Below are 15,140 nucleotides of genomic sequence, written 5' to 3'. Positions count from 1 at the left end.
GAACATGAGCCATACCCTGCCAGCCCTTCCTTACGCTTATGACGCGCTGGAACCCCATATCGATGCAAAGACCATGGAGATCCATCACAGCCGTCACCATCAGACCTATGTCACCAACCTCAATGCAGCCCTGGCCGATCTGCCGGAGCTGGCTGCCCTGCCGCTGGAGGCATTGCTTGCCCGTATCGACAGCCTGCCGGCCCAGGTTCAGGGGGTGGTGCGCAATCACGGCGGCGGCCACGCCAACCACAGCCTGTTCTGGCAGGTGATGAGTCCACAGGGCGGCGGCGAGCCGGACGGCGAGCTGGCCGCAGCGATGGAGCGGGATCTGGGTGGGCTGGAGGCCTTCAAGCAGGCCTTTACTCAGGCGGCGCTGAGCCGTTTTGGCAGCGGCTGGGCCTGGCTGGTGGTCGATGGGCGCGGCAAGTTGCAGGTGGTGAGCAGCGCGAACCAGGACAGCCCCCTGATGGAGGGGCTCACCCCGATACTCGGGCTGGATGTGTGGGAGCATGCCTACTACCTCAAGTACCAGAACAAGCGTCCCGACTACATAGCCGCGTTTTACAACGTGATCGACTGGGATGAGGTGGCACGGCGTTATGTGGCAGCGCTGGCCTGATCGCCGGAAATACCGAGCCCAATGAAAGAGACCCGCCTGTTGGCGGGTCTCTGCTATTGAGGAGTCAGTGTGCTGCCGGTTGGCTTTGCCGCACTGGCGGCAGCCGGATTATCCACGGGCGTAGCTTCGCTCGACACGGCTGCGCTGGTGGCCAAGGCACTGCTGGTTGCAGCCGCTGCACTGGTGGCGGTTGCCGCGCTCATGGCCGCTGCCGGCTTGGCTTTCGGCTGATGAGGGGGCGGTGCAATGGGCAGGCAGGGCTGGCTTGCCCCTATGGTGCTCAACGCCTGGCAGGGGACCGGGCCGCCGATGACGATGGGCTCGCCGAGGAACTTGGGACCCTTGTCCAGCACGTAGAGGTCGAGCAGCCCCATCAGGCGGGCGAACACCTCGCGCACCCGGGTCTTGATGCCCTGATAGGCGCTGGGATCCACGGCGTTGAAGCCGACCGCCTCGATGCCGAAATGGCGGGCGATGAAGATGGCACGCTCGTTGTGAAAGGCCTGGGAGACCACGGTGAAGTGGGCCTGACCGAACACCTCCTTGGCACGCACGATGGAGTCCAGAGTCCGAAAGCCGGCGTAGTCGCTGTAGATGGCGTTGGCCGGAATGCCGGCCTGGATCAGGGCCCGCCGCATTTGGCGCGGTTCGTTGTACTGCACGGTGGCGTTGTCGCCGGAGACCAGGATGTAGTCCACCTTGCCGTTGTTGTAGAGCTCGGCTGCGGCCTTGATCCGGTATTTGAAGTAGTGGTTCGGGCTGCCGCCAATCAGGTATTTGGAGGTGCCGAGCACCAGGGCGACCCGGTTGTAGGGCACCGCGTTGACGTCGTCGTAGGTGTAGTGACGGGCGTCCGAGACGGTCCACTCGCTGTAGCCAAGCAGGGCGGCGATGGAGGCCAGCAACAGGCAGAGGCAGGCGAGCAGGATCTTGGCAAACTTCTTCATGCGCGGTGCGGTTCGGGTCTGAAGTAAGAGAAGACAGGGGGCCATTCTATTACAAGTTGTTGTGGCGCGTCAGGTTTGATGGCGGCGCAGGGGCTCACTCGGGCAGAGGTTGTCGCAGCGCGCGCCAGGATCCCGGGCTTATCAAACGGCGCCATAAACAAGGGGCGGCCATGGCCGCCCCTTGTCATAGCCGTCTCGTTCTCAGTGGGAAGAGTCGTTGGCCTTGCACTCGTCGGAGTCCTTGTTGGTTTCCCACCAGGGCAGCAGCTCGCGGCCGAGCCACTGCTGGTAGGCCTCGCTGTCATTGGCAATCAGCTGGTCCAGCTCTGCTTCGAAGGCGCTCATGGCCTGCTCTCGATCTGGGCCTCGCAGGGCCCGGGCCATGGCCAGCCAGCTGGCGCTGCGACCGGTCTCGTTCAGGAAGCGGTGCACGGTGTAGGACCAGGAGTAGACCATCTCGCCGCCCTTGTCGTAATCCAGGTGCAGGATGTCGGCCAGGGTCGGACGATCCCCTGCCGGGCGGCCGGCGACGTTGTCCAGACCGCGGGCGAAGCACTGACCGTGGGCGATGAATTCCGCCAGCCCTTCCGACCACCAGGTGGTGCGGTTGAGCGGGTAGTGGCCGAAGCTGCCGTACTGGTTGAAGCGGCCGTCCAGGTAGTGCACGTACTCGTGGCGCAGGTTCCACACCTGGAACGCTGGGTGCTTCCACTCCGCCTCGTAGGCGAAGAAGCGGGCCTGGTTGCCGGGGCGCGCCGGATCCCCTTCGAGGTAGATGCCGCCGTTGTCGGTGGCGACGCCGCCAAACAGAGCACTGCCGTAGCGTTTCCAGTCGGCGGAGGAGTTGAAGACCACCAGTTCCAGCGCCTCGTTGTGATCGTCCGCCACCGGCTGCCAGCCGGTCTCCATCTGCTGGTGGAACTGCTGCTCTTCGGCACCCAGTTCACGGCAGATCCCCTCGGCCTGGCTCATGGTCAGATCCTGGGCCCGCAGGCGCAGGGTCGGCGAGCAGGTATGCTCGAACGGCAGCACGTCCTCCACCCGGACAGGGGTGCAGAGCCCGGCGAAGTCACCGCTGATGCAGGCTTCGCTGGTGCGGTCCGTGTAGGTCAGGTAGTAGGTGGAGAGGGTCAGTGACATGTCTTCCAGCAGATCCTGGCTCTGCTGGCCACCGGGGATCAGGTCGTGGTGGCGAATCAGTGCGATGACGGAGTCATCCAGCAGCTTGCGGTAGCCGTCGAGCTCGTCCGGGCGGGTATAGCGGGCGACCCGGTAGAGGCGGGTGTAGGCATCCAGCACGTTGTTGAGCAGGAACAGATCGGCACCATCCCTTCCTTGCCACAACGCGAGTTCGCTCATGCCGAGGGCGTGCAGCTGCTTGCGCAGCTCGCCATCCTGCTGGCGGAAGTCGTTGGCAAAGGGGTCGCTGTAGTCGCTGGCGAAGTCGAGGAAGTTGAGCAGATCGAACAGGCCGGTTGCCCAGGCGTGCTGACCGTTGATCTCGCTGGCATGGCGGGTGCTGTAGGCCAGCATCTGGTTGAACTCGCCGAGCAGGGTGCCAAAGCGGCTCTGCACTGCCGGGCTCTTGAACTGACCGTGCAGGGCGATGCTCCAGGCACCCATGACGGCGCCTACTTCGTCGCTGGCCTGCTCCGGGAAGAGCAGCGGATGGGCGCCCAGCGCGGTCAATGCCTCGGCCAGCGCCTCAGCAGCAGCCGGGCCGTCTTCCTTGTGCTTGCCGTAGTTGTGGTAGTTGTGGGCACGCACGTATTCCAGCAGCAGCTTCATGGCCGGATGGGCCGGCTGATTGGCCGCCAGCAGGCTCTGGATGCCGCGCGACACGGCCAGCAGCTTGGTGTCATTGTGACCATAGTTCTCCTGCCAGACCGGTGCGGGCTGGCCACTGGCATCCTGCACTATCTTGGCAGCTTCGGCGTCCAGTAGCTCGGTGCCCGGCAGATCCGGCTCGGAACAGGCGCAGCCGTCGGCACGGCGACAGTCGAGCTGCTCTTCCTTGCTGGCCAGCACGATGGGGCGATTGAGCACCCGGCTCTCCTGCCACTCGGTTGTTTCCGGCAGGGTCTGCCATTCGCTGCCCCCGACCGGGTATTGATAGCCGGTGTCCTTCAAGACCACCTGCACTTCGCTGCCGGCGGGCAGGGTTTGACGGCACACCCGGTAGCTGATGGTCTTGTCCCCTTCCTGACGGGTCTGGGGTTCATCGCACTCCTGCTGGGCCTTGATCTCATCCAGCAACCAGGTGTACTGGCGCCAGACGTGCAACTCGCTCACCTGCTTGGCGGCCTGGCTGCCCGCGATGGGCTGCAGGCGGAAGAAGATCTGCTCGAGGCGGCCATCCCGTTCATTGGGGGTCTCTTCCAACACCTTCAATTGCTGCCAGTTTTGCGGCTGGTACTGCCATGCCTGCTCGGCGCAGCGACCTTCGGCGTTGAGCTCGCAGCGATCCAGCTCCTGCTCGCTGTGACCCAGGATTACCCGCTCCGCCAGCGGCAGACGATCCTGACGCGGCGCGGTCGGGGTGCCCGCCAGCGGCTCCCAGCGGCCCTGCTTCATGCCGTAGCCATAGTCATAGCTGCTGGCCGGGACGGCCTTGCCGGCCGGTACCACCTCTTCACAGCTGAGGTAGCGGATCTGCCAGCCCTGCTCGATCTTGAGTTGCGGCTCGCTGCACTGCTGCTCTGCCAGTGCAGCCAGGTTGGCATCGCGCCAGTCGAAACGACGATACACCCTCAGCTGCTGATAGGGGGCACCGCCACTGCGGGCGCTCAGCTCGTAGGTCACTTCGGTGAGACGATCCCCCAGCTGACGGCTGGATTCGCCTTTGAGTTGATACTGTTGCCAGTCGGAGGGGGAGTAGTTGGCCAGCGCCGAAGTGGCAAACAGGCTCGGTGCTGCCAGGAGCAGCAGCCGGGGAGAGAGGTGCTTCATCATGATCCCTTTGGTGGATGGAGAGGCGTGGGGACCAGAGAGGGTATTGGGCTCCAAAGGAATATCAATTGGCCAGATGGCGCAGCGAAATGATGCATTCGGGAGCAAACAACATAAAAACAGCCCCAAAGGGGGCTGTGTTGATAGCAAGGACTCCGCCCCATATGGGGGAGGCGTCACTCCTCTTGTCGCAAGCTGCGGGCGAGCAGGGTGCGGGAGGGTTTCAGATTACCGCCGAGATCCGGCCAGGGATGCCACTGGTCCGGCACCATGAAGCCGGGTAACGACAGCCTGATCCAGGCGGCCAGCTCGGCAGATGGTGCCGGTTCGCCGTGCCAGTCGATGAAGGCGGCGGGCCTATGCCCCCACTCGTCGCTCGGTACAGGCACCACCAGGGCCTGGGCCACGGCGGGGTGATCCACCAGCCGCTGCTCTATGGTCTCGGGCTGGATGTTCTCCCCCCCCGAGATGAAGAGGTTGTCGAGCCGCCCCTCCACCACCAGATCGCCCTCCGGAGTGAGGCGGCCCTTGTCCCGGGTGTGGAACCAGCCCTCTTCATCGAGGGGGCGCACCAGCTCGCCCTCCCTGAAATAGCCGGCAAACAGGGTCTCACCGCGCACGCAGATCTCCCCCTGGCGGATGCAGACCTCCCGCCCCGGCAGCGGGCGACCCACCACGCCGGCGGCGCAGGGTTGCCCGGTGCAGACCTGGCTGCCCATCTCGGAGAGGCCATAGCTCACCTTGGGCTCCAGCCCCAGAGCGGTCAGCCGGTTGACCAGGGGCGCCGGGATGGCGGCGCCCCCGAGCAGCAGTTCTCGCACCCGGGTGCGGGATGGGTCGAACCCCTGTGCCAGCAGGCGCCAGAGCTGGGTCGGCACCAGCGAGAGGTGGGTGATGGGCTGATCCTCGAGCCGCGCCTTGAGGGGCCGGGTGCGATCGTCCAGCACCAGGGCGGCTCCCGCCAGGAAGACCCGGAACAGGATGGCGTAACCGCCGACGTGAAACAGCGGCAGGGAGAGCAGCCAGCCGCAGGCTTCGTCCAGGGGGATCAGGGTGGCGGAACCCCGGGCCGAGGCGAGGTGGTTGGCGAGGCGGTGTACCACCGCCTTGGGGGGACCGCTGGATCCCGAGGTGAGGATCATGTTGTTCGGCTGGTCGGGTATCAGCGGGGACTCCCCATCTGCGGCCAGCTCGCCCGTGAAGTCGAGGCTGAGGGCTTGCCAGTCGCCCGCCGGGATCTCGCCTGCCGACCAGAATGCCCGGGCCTCGAGCTGGCTCGCCAGTTCGCTGTGTCTGGTTGCCGGAAAGGCGGGATTGAGGGGGCAGAAGACGATGCCGCTGCGCACGCAGGCCCAGGCCAGCAACACATCCTCCAGAGCGCCGCGCACCACGGCGGCGAGATGATCTCCCCGTTCCAGCCCGGCCCGGGCGAGCTGATTGCACAGGCTGTTGAGGCGCAGGTCGAGGCGCTGGTAGCTAAGAGGCTCCCCGCTGTGGATGGCAATGCGATGAGGGGCCAGTGTCGCCCAGCGTCGTACCGGGCAGGTTTCCTGCCGTGGGATCTGACGGGTCACCATGGATCAGTCACGGTGAAACAGGGGGTCCATCCTGCCCGGATCGGGTTGCCCCTGCTTATCCAGCAGATCCCTGGCCAGCCAGCGGCGGGTATCGAGGCCAGGGGCCTGATCCGGCGCCCACTCCCCCGCGAGGCGGGCGAGCTGACCGAGGCCGAGACCGGACTCGAAACAGGAGGAGACGATCACCTTGAGCTTAAGTTCGCGAGCGCGGGCCACCAGGGCCTCGCTGTTGGCCAGGGACCCGAGCAGGGTCGGCTTGAGCACCAGGGCACGCAGTTGCGGGATGGGCTCCCAGGACTTGCCCTGGGCCAGCAGTTCGTCCAGCGCCACCGGCATGCCGGTGCGGCTGGCGACGAAGGCGATGTCCTCGAAGTCGGCGCACAGATCTTCGAGGTATTCGATGCGATTCGGATCCAGGTGGCCGCAGAAGGCCCAGGCCTCCTCGCGGGTCCAGCCCTGGTTGGCGTCCAGGACCAGCTTGAGGTTGGGGCGCCGATCGAGCAGCAGCCGGATCAGCGCCAGCTCGTCGCGCATGGGGTAGCGGGCTACCTTCAGCTTGGCCTTGAGGGGGGTCTCGTGCAGCCACTGTTTCCAGTTCTTGAGCAGCTCCTGGGGGGAGCCCTGGATCAGCGGATAGGGCTCGGGCAGGGGGGCACCCTGCTCGGGCCAGCTACGACGGGCGCAGTCGAGCCCGAACTGCACCGAGGGCAGCTGTGGTGTCGGGGTCTGTCCCCGCGCCAGCTGCGCCAGACAGTCGAGGGCGTCGGCCTGGGCGTCGGCCAGGGTCTCTTTGGAAAATCCTGGCAGGGGGGCTATCTCCCCCCAGCCATCGTCGATGCGTACCAGCAGGCCCTCGCGCGCTACCTGCAACTGACCGTGAAAGGCCAGGGGCTGGGTAAAGGGCAGTTGGTAGCGGTAGAGGGCGAGTGTCATCAGGGATTCCGCTTGTATTTGGAGAAGTCGGGACGGCGTTTCTCGTTGAATGCGTTGCGCCCTTCCTGACCCTCTTCGGTCATGTAGAACAGCATGGTGGCATTGCCTGCCAGCTCCTGCAAACCGGCCTGGCCGTCGCAGTCGGCGTTGAGGGCCGCCTTCAGGCAGCGCAGGGCCATGGGGCTGTGTTGCAGCATCTCGCGGCACCAGCGCACGGTTTCACGCTCCAGCTCGGCCAGGGGCACGACGGTGTTGACCAGCCCCATGTCGAGGGCCTGTTTGGCGTCGTAGAGGCGGCAGAGGAACCAGATCTCCCGAGCCTTCTTCTGGCCGACGATGCGGGCCATGTAGGAGGCGCCCCAGCCGCCGTCGAAGGAACCCACCTTGGGGCCGGTCTGGCCGAACTGGGCGTTGTCGGCGGCGATGGTCAGGTCGCACATCATGTGCAGCACGTGGCCGCCACCGACGGCGTAGCCAGCCACCATGGCCACCACGGGTTTGGGGCAGGTTCGAATGTCACGCTGGAAGTCGAGCACGTTGAGGTGATGGGTGCCTTCATCGTCCTTGTAGCCACCGTAGTCGCCGCGGATCTTCTGGTCGCCGCCGGCGCAGAAGGCCTTCTCGCCGAAGCCGGTGAGGATGATGGAGCCGACCTTGTCGTCGTAGCGGGCATCGGCCAGGGCTTGCAGCATCTCTTTCACGGTGCGGGGGCGGAAGGCGTTGCGCACCTGAGGACGGTTGATGGTGATCTTGGCAATGCCCTCTGGGGACTTGTGATAGAGGATGTCCTCGTAACCGGCGGAGCAGTCGTGCCACTCGACAGGGGCATAGAGCTCGGCTTCCGTCATTGCTTCAATCATGGATCTTCTCTTCTGGTTGGTGAGCCCACTCCCGCAGGAGCCGGGCAAAGGTATCGGGCTGGCTTGTGTGCAGATTGTGTCCGCCATCCAGAGCCAAGTGTTTGATATTGCAGTCTTGCTTTACCAACTGGCAAGCGAGGGCATGGAATTTGTGATCCCGGTTGCCGGAGACCCACTGCACCGGCAGCTGGGTATCCCGAAGCCAGGGGGCGAGATCCGGCTGCCGCCCTAGGGACGTGGCCCTCAGCATGGCGGCCACGGCCTTGCCGTCGTTGCCAAGGCGGCGTGCGGCCTGGCGGGTGCGGGCATCGTCGTCCAGGTCGGCGAAGACGCCCTGGCGGTACCAGTCGGCAAGCACCCGGGTCAGAGGCTCGCACTCGAAACGCCGGGCCCAGGCTTCATCGTGAGCGATGCGGGCCGGACGTTCACCGGCAGGCAGCCCGGGGTGGCAGTTCTCCAGCAGCAGGGCCTGCAACCCCGCCGGGGAGTGGCTGGCGTGATGAAGCGCGAGCCGCCCCCCCAGCGAATACCCCACCAGCCGGTAGTGGGCTATATCCCGTGCGGCCAGCTCGTCGCAGAGCCAGCGATGGGCCTCGTCAAAGCCGCTCACCCGCAGTGCCCGGTTGCGGCCGTGGCCAGGCAGATCCAGGGCATGGCACGAGACGCCGGGCAGGGCCTGGATGACAGGTCGCCAGTCGTCGGCGTCCCCCAGCAGACCGTGCAGCAGCACCAGCGGCGCGGCGGGGTCAGAGACCACGGATAGCGGCTCCCAGTGCCTTGAGATCCTCGGCGACCTCACTGCTCGGTACCTTGATTTCAATCAGGGTTACCCCGTTTTTCAGGGCTGCGGCATAGTCCCGCTCAAATGCGTCGAGGGTGGTGGGGGCCCGGTAGTGCAGGCCGAACATGGCGGCGGCGTGCTCGAAGTGCAGGCCGTGGGGCAGGCAGTAGTAGGTCTCCAGCAGGGCGTCCTGGGTGGGCACAGGCAGCATGCGGAAGATGCTGCCGCCGTCGTTGTTGAGCAGGATCACCACCAGGGGGCGGCTCCCCTTGCCGAGCAGCGCCAGGCTGTTGAGATCGTGCAGGGCGCTGAGATCCCCGAGCAGCAGGGTGGTGGGCTCGCGACTGTCAGGCGGGACCGACTGTGCGAAGCCGTATGCGGTGGCGATAAGGCCATCGATGCCGGAGGCGCCGCGGTTGGTCATCACCCGGCTGGGGCCCTTGCCCACCTCGCCCAGCATGTCCATCAGCCGGGCCGGCATGCTGTTGCCGACGAACAACTGACCCTGGATGAGCTGATTCAGGCGGTGGCACACTCCGAGCTCCGAGAAGCGATCACAGGCGGTGCGGATCTGCTGGCTGATGGCCTGCTGGCGCGTGGCCAACTGGTGCCAGGGCTGCTGCGAATGGGGGATTGGATGGGCGGCCGCAAAGGCGGCGGGGTCGCACACCAGGCGACGGCGCAGCCGGTAGTCGGGGTCGAGGCGTGCCGGCTGCGGGTCCACCAGCCAGTAATCCTGCCAGGGATGTTGTTTGATGAACTGGCCGAGGCGCTTGGAGATGAGGCGGGCGCCGAATTGCAGCAGTACCTCGGCGCGGGCCAGCTCGGCCACGAAGTCGCTGTGTTGCAGGGCGAGATCCGTGTGGACGAGGTTGCGATCATCGAAGCGGATCTGGCTTTGCAGATCCGCCAGCAGGGGCCAGCCGAGGCGGTCGGCCAGCTCGGCCACCGCCTTGCCTTGCACCGGATCCTGGATGCGCCCGGCGACGATGACACCGCGCTTGCCCTTCAGCTCCTCCCAGTCCGGCTGGGCGGGGCAGCCCGGCTCGCCCGCCAGCCAGGGGCTCCAGGGCTTGGCCGAGTGCAGCCAGTCGCCGAGGGGCGCCAGGTAATCGGAAAAGTCCAGATAGTGGTCGCCGGGGTAGAGGGGCTCAGGGTACATGCAGTTGAAGTGCACCGGCCCCGGGGTGTGCGCCTGTCGGGCCAGGGCCTGATCCACCGAGCTCAGCACGAAGGCTGCCGGAATGGTGGGAGTGGGGCTCGGCAGATTTTGCTGATAGACGGGGTAGCGACCGAAGATCCCCGGCTGATCGATGGCCTGGTTGGCCCCGTTGTCGATGAGCTCGGGTGGCCTGTCGGCAGAGAGAATGATGAGTGGGACCCCGGTGAGCTGGGCTTCCGCCACCGCGGGCCAGAGGTTGGCCACCGCGGTGCCCGAGGTCATGATGACCGCCACCGGGCGGCCGCTCCCCTTGGCCAGCCCCAACGCCATGAAGCCCAGACCCCGCTCGTCGAAGTGCAGATGGCGGCGAAAGCCCGGGTGGGCTGCGGCGGCCATGGTGAGCGGCGCCGAGCGGGAGCCGGAGGCCAGGGCGATGTCGCGTACGCCGAGGCGAAAGAGCTCTTCCAGCAAGAGGGAGGACCAGACATGGTTGAAGGTGGCGTGATGGCTGGCAAAGGCGTGATGCGCGGACACGTGGCTGGCGGACATGAAGCTCTCGCAGTGAGGAGTCGGTGAGAAACGCTATCCCAGCAGGGAGAGCACGTTGGCGATCTTGTTGTCGAGTTCGGCCCACTCGGCGGCGGGCTCCGATCCCGCCACTATGCCGGCACCGGCGAACAGGCTGATGCGCGGGCCCCTGATCCGGGCGCTGCGAATGGCGACGGAGAACTCCGAGGTCTCCCGGCTCAGCATGCCACAGGCACCGGCATACCAGCCGCGATCATGGGGCTCGCATTCACGGATGAAGGCGAGCGCCGCCTCGCGGGGGGCGCCCCCCACGGCGGGGGTGGGGTGCAGGGCAGCCAGCAGTTGCCAGTCGCAGACGCCGGGTTTGAGCTCGGCCTCGATGTCGCACTTGAGGTGTTGCAGCAGCCGCAATTTCAGAATGCGCGGCTCGGTCAGGGTGGCATCGGTCGTGAGGGGGGCCAGGCGGCTGAGAATGTCGGCGTGAACCAGCCGGTTCTCCAGCCGGTTCTTGCTGTCGGCCAGCAGCTCGGCGGCCAGGGCCGCGTCGGTCGCCTCCTCGCCGGAACGGCGAATGGTGCCTGCCAGCGCCTCGGTAAAGAGGTGGCCCTTCTCCCGGCGGTAGAGGCGCTCGGGGGAGCAGGAGATGAAGCTCTGCTCGGGGGAGAACTGGAAGCCGAAGTGGAAGCACTCCTGGGCGTGGCGGGCCCACTGTGTCAGCAGGGACCAGGGGCAGAGGGGCGCATCGTGCGCCTCGCTCTGGAGCAGACTCTCCCGCGACAGTACCACCTTGGGGGTGCGGGCCTGGAAGTCGGGGGCCGTGACCTGCTCCACCAGGGTCCGCCACTGGGCAGGGCCCGGCAGGTCCTGGCGCTGCCATGGCCGCTTTTGCAGGGCGGGCAGGGGGGCTTCGGGTTGCAGGGCATCGAGCGCCGCCTCGGCGGCGCAGAGTTCGGCTTCGAATGCGTGCCCCTCTTCCCGGGCAGGCAGCCAGAGATTGAGGCAGAGGCTGGTGCACTCCCCCCGGCGTACCAGTTCGATGCGGGGCAGCACGAAGCGGCAGGGGCCAAACCCCTGCCAGCCGGGCAGATCCGGGTCGAACGCCAGACCGCCGTAGTAGCGAGGGCTGTCTTCACTGGCCGTGCCGGCAAGGTCGCAGACCCGCTGGATATCCTCCGGCCGGGTCAGCTCGTGGATGGCGCCAAGCGCCACGTACTCGGGGCTCTGTTGCCCTCTGGCGTGCCAATAGATACGGGGGTAGAGCGTCTGGGCCGCCAACCAGCCGGGAAAGACGTCGACGTGAGCGGCCACGCGCAGTCGCACGAAACCGCTGACAGTGCTGTGACGCAGGGCGTCCAGTTGTTGCTTGAGGTGGGTCTGAGCCAACATGGATGTCTAGTCTGAGCCGGATAATCGCGATCGCTCCGGGGGAGGATGGCGCAGGTTGATGCCAAAGGGCGACGATTTCCTATATATTATCTGCCCATTCGTCCATGTAAATTGCCCGGGGGAGCCGACGCCCCCGCGCAGCCAAGTATACCTAAATCCGGTTCGATAACCCTTAACACGATCAATATCTGATTGTTTGGCCATCACAATATGACAAATACCTTCTCTGTTTGGTTGCTGGCGGCGCGTTTGCGAACTCTGCCCCTGGCGTGCTCCTCCATCTTGCTGGGCTCGGGGCTGGCAGCCAGCCGGGGAGCGTTCGACGGCACCATCATGGGGCTCTCCCTGCTGACCGCCATCCTGCTGCAAATTCTCTCCAATCTGGCCAACGACTATGGCGATGCGGTCTCCGGTGCCGACAACGGGGAGCGGATCGGTCCCCAGCGCGCCGTGGTTTCCGGCCTCATCACCCGGCACCAGATGTGTGTGGCCATGGGGCTGACCGCCCTGGCGGCCGTGGTGAGCGGCCTCTCCCTGCTGGTCTGCGCCTTCGGGGAGGCGTGGCAGCAGATCCTGACGTTCATCCTGCTGGGGGGAGCGGCCATCGTCGCGGCCATCACCTACACGGTGGGCAAGAGCCCCTACGGCTATCGCGGCTTCGGGGACATCTCGGTATTCCTGTTCTTCGGCCTGCTGGGGGTGCTCGGTTCCTACTACCTCTTCACCCATAGCCTGGAGTGGGACCTGTTGCTGCCTGCCACCGCCTGCGGCCTGCTGGCGACTGCCGTGCTCAACATCAACAACGTGCGGGACATCGAGACCGATGCCGCCAGCGGCAAGATCACCCTGGCGGTGCGCCTTGGCCGCAACCGGGCCATCGCCTATCACTGGGTCTTGCTGGGGGCTGCGCTGCTGGCGACCATCGCCTTCCTGCTGACCCAGCCTGCGAGCCTCTGGCCCTGGATCTTCCTGCCCGCCATGAAGCCCCTCACCGATGCCGCCCGTACCCTGCGAGAGAGTTTCGATGGCGAGGTGCTGACCGGCGCCCTCAAGAAGACCGCCATCAGCGCATTTCTGTTCAGCCTGCTGCTCTCCGCCGGGCTGGCGCTCACCTGAGGCCGACGCGTTTGGCAATGAAAAGGGCTCCCGAACGGGAGCCCTTTTTGCTGATGTGTCGATGCGTTGTTGTTCATCAGACCGATGTGATGATCGCCAGGGGAGGAGCATGCCGCCAGGCAAAGGATGATGCCAGGTGATGCAGACGACGAGGGCCCCCGACAGGGAGCCCTCGTGTGGATGAGGCGGGCTTGCCCCTGGGTCAGCTTGCCTGGGCTACGGCCGTGCGGCGAGAGAAGAAGAGACAGTCCAGCAGCCAGATGGCAACCATGGAGGCCCCCACCAGCGGGAAGCAGATCCCGAGCACGACCAGCACCGCGATGGCACCGCCCATGGGAGGCAGCTTGGCGGGCAGGGGCGGGGCGGCGAGGCGACCACTGGGACGGCGGCTCCACCAGATCCAGAGCCCGCTCACCGAGCTTGCCAGAATCATCAGGCAGATGAGCAGCATGACGAGCTGGTGCGGCCAGCCGTAGAGCTTGCCCATGTGCAGCATGACGCCGGTTTCCACCGTCTTGGCGACCGGGCCGTAATCCTGCCAACGCACGTCGACCAGCACCTTGCCGCTGTATTGGTCGATGTGCAGGGTGGCGTCGTTGCGGGGATCATCGGCAAAGATGGCGATGGTATAGACGCCGGTTTCACCGACCGGGGGGGTGATGCTGTAACCCGGGCTGACCCCCCGCTCGCTGGCGATGTCGACCACCTGTTGCAGCGGAATGCGATGGCTGGCCATGACCATGCCCTCGTGTCCGCCGCCATGGGTCATGGCGCTGTGATCATGGCTCTCTGCCGTGGGTTGGGAGCTCGGCATGGGCAGGGTCTCAGCCCCCCAGGAGACGGTCTGTTCGTGAGCCTGGTTGAGGCTGCGGGTGAGGGGGGCCGACTTGGGCACCTCGTTCCACATGGCCGCAGGGAAGCGGTTCCAGACATCGGCGAACTGGCCGCCCCAGAAACCGGTCCAGGTCATGCCCGTCAGCAGCAGCAGCAGCAGGAAACCTGCGCCCCAGAAGCCGACCACGGCGTGCATATCACGCCACCAGAGACGGCCGCGCTGGTGCATTCTCGGCCAGAGGATGCCTCCCACACCCGGTCCCTTGCGGGGCCACCAGAGATAGAGTCCGCTGACGAGGAGCACGATTCCCCAGCCTGCGGCCAGCTCGATCAGGCGATCACCCGTGGTGCCAAGCATCAGCTCCGCATGGAGAGCGCGCGCCACCGCCTGCAGGTTCCACTTGTTGTCCATGGTACCGAGCAGGGCGCCGTTCGCGGGATCCATGAAGAGGGTCAGCTCCTGCCCTTCACGCATCACGACTATCTGGGCGCTCGCGTCCGCTGCCACCGGGGGCAGGTATTTGCGCAGGCTGGCGTCCGGCATGGCGATGGTTGCCTTGGCCAGCAGCTGGTCGGCACTCAGGGTCTGGGTGGCGGGCGTCACCTTCATCAGCTGGGGGTAGAGCAGGTTGTCCAGCTGCGGTTTGAACAGATAGACGATGCCGGTGAGGGAGAGCAGGATCAGGAAGGGGGCGACGAAGAGACCGGCATAGAAATGCCAGCGCCAGATCCGTTGGTAATAACTTGCGTCTTGTTGCTTCATCGTTGATCCCTGGGTGAACGCCAAAAGGTTTCAGTAGGTGGAATGTTTTGAGTGGCGCGGATAATAGCAGCAACGTTTTGTTAACTGCAACAGAACATGTCGAAGAAATGTACATTCCGCCACCGGGGTAAAAACGGGGGTTGAATGGAGCTTTCCGTTCACAATGCGGGGAGCTTCATGGACTTTTCGGGGATAAATTCTTACTTTGTGGCAACACAGGGCATATCAGCCGCAGCGAAGGACTCAAGGCAGGAGGCGAACGTGCAAGTACACGGCCATTTTGAGATGCAGCGACAAGGGCAACTGCTGATCTGTCGGCCGAGCGGCCCTTTCAACCTGGCAGGCGCCATGGCCTATGAGGGCAAGTTCAGCCAACAGATAAACCGTTTGCAGGGAGCCCCCTGGGGCATCGTCGAGGTCGCGACCGAGTTCGAGGCCGCCGGCCCCGAGGTGCTGGCCCGTTTTCGTCGCCAGTTCAACTGGTGCGCCACTCATGGCTGCGCCTTTCTGGCGGTGGTCATGATCGGGGATTTCAAACGTTATCTGGCGGATCACGTCTTCAGCGAGCTTCCCTTTCAGGAGGTGCGCTATTTCGAGGAGGAAGCACAGGCCATCCACTGGCTGACACAGCGCCTCGAGGGGCTGCAAGGCAAGGAGATCCACGTCAGCACGGGTTGAACTTCCC

Annotated in this window: 12 protein-coding genes; 3 read left to right on the top strand and 9 right to left on the bottom strand. The window is 65.4% G+C overall.

Translation table 11 applies throughout. The annotated features are described in order from the left end of the window. Positions 1–4 precede the first annotated feature (4 nt). Complete coding sequence (locus tag AB5Y93_RS07910) at positions 5–619, top strand: superoxide dismutase (RefSeq protein WP_368229185.1); 615 nt, start codon at positions 5–7, stop codon at positions 617–619. A 53-nt stretch (positions 620–672) separates the two neighbouring features. Here the strand turns inward: AB5Y93_RS07910 and AB5Y93_RS07905 are convergent, their stop codons facing one another. The 8 genes from AB5Y93_RS07905 to AB5Y93_RS07870 all read right to left on the bottom strand — a co-directional run bounded on the left by AB5Y93_RS07905 (position 673) and on the right by AB5Y93_RS07870 (position 11,742). Further along, a complete protein-coding gene (locus AB5Y93_RS07905) occupies positions 673–1,611 on the bottom strand; it encodes a vancomycin high temperature exclusion protein (RefSeq protein ID WP_368229136.1) in 939 nt (312 codons plus the stop codon). Between the two features lie 156 nt (positions 1,612–1,767). Beyond that, positions 1,768–4,515 carry a collagenase gene (locus tag AB5Y93_RS07900; RefSeq protein WP_368229135.1) on the bottom strand — a complete coding sequence of 916 codons (2,748 nt, stop codon included), beginning with the start codon at positions 4,513–4,515 and terminating at the stop codon, positions 1,768–1,770. A gap of 176 nt (positions 4,516–4,691) precedes the next feature. Beyond that, complete coding sequence (menE, locus tag AB5Y93_RS07895) at positions 4,692–6,092, bottom strand: o-succinylbenzoate--CoA ligase (RefSeq protein WP_368229134.1); 1,401 nt, start codon at positions 6,090–6,092, stop codon at positions 4,692–4,694. A gap of 3 nt (positions 6,093–6,095) precedes the next feature. Continuing rightward, on the bottom strand, positions 6,096–7,025 hold the full coding sequence (menC, locus tag AB5Y93_RS07890; protein ID WP_368229133.1) for an o-succinylbenzoate synthase: 930 nt from the start codon (positions 7,023–7,025) through the stop codon (positions 6,096–6,098). After that, entirely contained in the window at positions 7,025–7,873 is an 849-nt protein-coding gene (gene menB / locus AB5Y93_RS07885; protein WP_010672740.1) for a 1,4-dihydroxy-2-naphthoyl-CoA synthase, read from the bottom strand. Before menB ends, menC begins: the two co-directional genes overlap by 1 nt. 4 nt (positions 7,874–7,877) lie before the next feature. Next, a complete protein-coding gene (gene menH, locus AB5Y93_RS07880; RefSeq protein ID WP_368229132.1) occupies positions 7,878–8,642 on the bottom strand; it encodes a 2-succinyl-6-hydroxy-2,4-cyclohexadiene-1-carboxylate synthase in 765 nt (254 codons plus the stop codon). Further along, positions 8,632–10,377 carry a 2-succinyl-5-enolpyruvyl-6-hydroxy-3-cyclohexene-1-carboxylic-acid synthase gene (menD, locus tag AB5Y93_RS07875; RefSeq protein WP_368229131.1) on the bottom strand — a complete coding sequence of 582 codons (1,746 nt, stop codon included), beginning with the start codon at positions 10,375–10,377 and terminating at the stop codon, positions 8,632–8,634. Before menD ends, menH begins: the two co-directional genes overlap by 11 nt. 33 nt (positions 10,378–10,410) lie before the next feature. Further along, entirely contained in the window at positions 10,411–11,742 is a 1,332-nt protein-coding gene (locus tag AB5Y93_RS07870; RefSeq protein ID WP_368229130.1) for an isochorismate synthase MenF, read from the bottom strand. A 210-nt stretch (positions 11,743–11,952) separates the two neighbouring features. Here AB5Y93_RS07870 and AB5Y93_RS07865 point away from each other — a divergent pair, with 210 nt between their 5' ends. Beyond that, the gene (locus tag AB5Y93_RS07865; protein WP_029313608.1) at positions 11,953–12,858 is read left to right on the top strand and encodes a 1,4-dihydroxy-2-naphthoate polyprenyltransferase; all 906 of its coding nucleotides are present in this window, start codon (positions 11,953–11,955) and stop codon (positions 12,856–12,858) included. A 202-nt stretch (positions 12,859–13,060) separates the two neighbouring features. On the opposite strand, the gene AB5Y93_RS07860 is transcribed toward AB5Y93_RS07865, so the two are convergent. After that, positions 13,061–14,455, bottom strand: coding sequence for a PepSY-associated TM helix domain-containing protein (locus tag AB5Y93_RS07860; RefSeq protein ID WP_368229129.1), 1,395 nt, complete (start codon positions 14,453–14,455; stop codon positions 13,061–13,063). Between the two features lie 285 nt (positions 14,456–14,740). Between AB5Y93_RS07860 and AB5Y93_RS07855 the strand changes: the two genes are divergently transcribed. Next, positions 14,741–15,133, top strand: coding sequence for a hypothetical protein (locus AB5Y93_RS07855; protein ID WP_368229184.1), 393 nt, complete (start codon positions 14,741–14,743; stop codon positions 15,131–15,133). Positions 15,134–15,140 lie beyond the last annotated feature (7 nt).

Origin of the sequence: Aeromonas sp. R10-1 (assembly GCF_040908465.1) — a bacterium.
Lineage (GTDB): Bacteria > Pseudomonadota > Gammaproteobacteria > Enterobacterales > Aeromonadaceae > Aeromonas > Aeromonas caviae.
Note: the sequence above shows the minus strand (reverse complement) of the source record. Positions and strands in the feature narration are given on the sequence as shown.

Coding starts and splice junctions, on each gene's coding strand:
- AB5Y93_RS07905 (WP_368229136.1), bottom strand. CDS start 1,611: ATGGCCCCCTGTCTTCTCTTACTTCAGACCCGAACCGCACCGCGCATG.
- menC (WP_368229133.1), bottom strand. CDS start 7,025: ATGACACTCGCCCTCTACCGCTACCAACTGCCCTTTACCCAGCCCCTG.
- menD (WP_368229131.1), bottom strand. CDS start 10,377: ATGTCCGCCAGCCACGTGTCCGCGCATCACGCCTTTGCCAGCCATCAC.
- AB5Y93_RS07910 (WP_368229185.1), top strand. CDS start 5: ATGAGCCATACCCTGCCAGCCCTTCCTTACGCTTATGACGCGCTGGAA.
- AB5Y93_RS07865 (WP_029313608.1), top strand. CDS start 11,953: ATGACAAATACCTTCTCTGTTTGGTTGCTGGCGGCGCGTTTGCGAACT.
- menE (WP_368229134.1), bottom strand. CDS start 6,092: ATGGTGACCCGTCAGATCCCACGGCAGGAAACCTGCCCGGTACGACGC.
- AB5Y93_RS07870 (WP_368229130.1), bottom strand. CDS start 11,742: ATGTTGGCTCAGACCCACCTCAAGCAACAACTGGACGCCCTGCGTCAC.
- AB5Y93_RS07860 (WP_368229129.1), bottom strand. CDS start 14,455: ATGAAGCAACAAGACGCAAGTTATTACCAACGGATCTGGCGCTGGCAT.
- AB5Y93_RS07855 (WP_368229184.1), top strand. CDS start 14,741: ATGCAGCGACAAGGGCAACTGCTGATCTGTCGGCCGAGCGGCCCTTTC.
- menB (WP_010672740.1), bottom strand. CDS start 7,873: ATGACGGAAGCCGAGCTCTATGCCCCTGTCGAGTGGCACGACTGCTCC.
- AB5Y93_RS07900 (WP_368229135.1), bottom strand. CDS start 4,515: ATGAAGCACCTCTCTCCCCGGCTGCTGCTCCTGGCAGCACCGAGCCTG.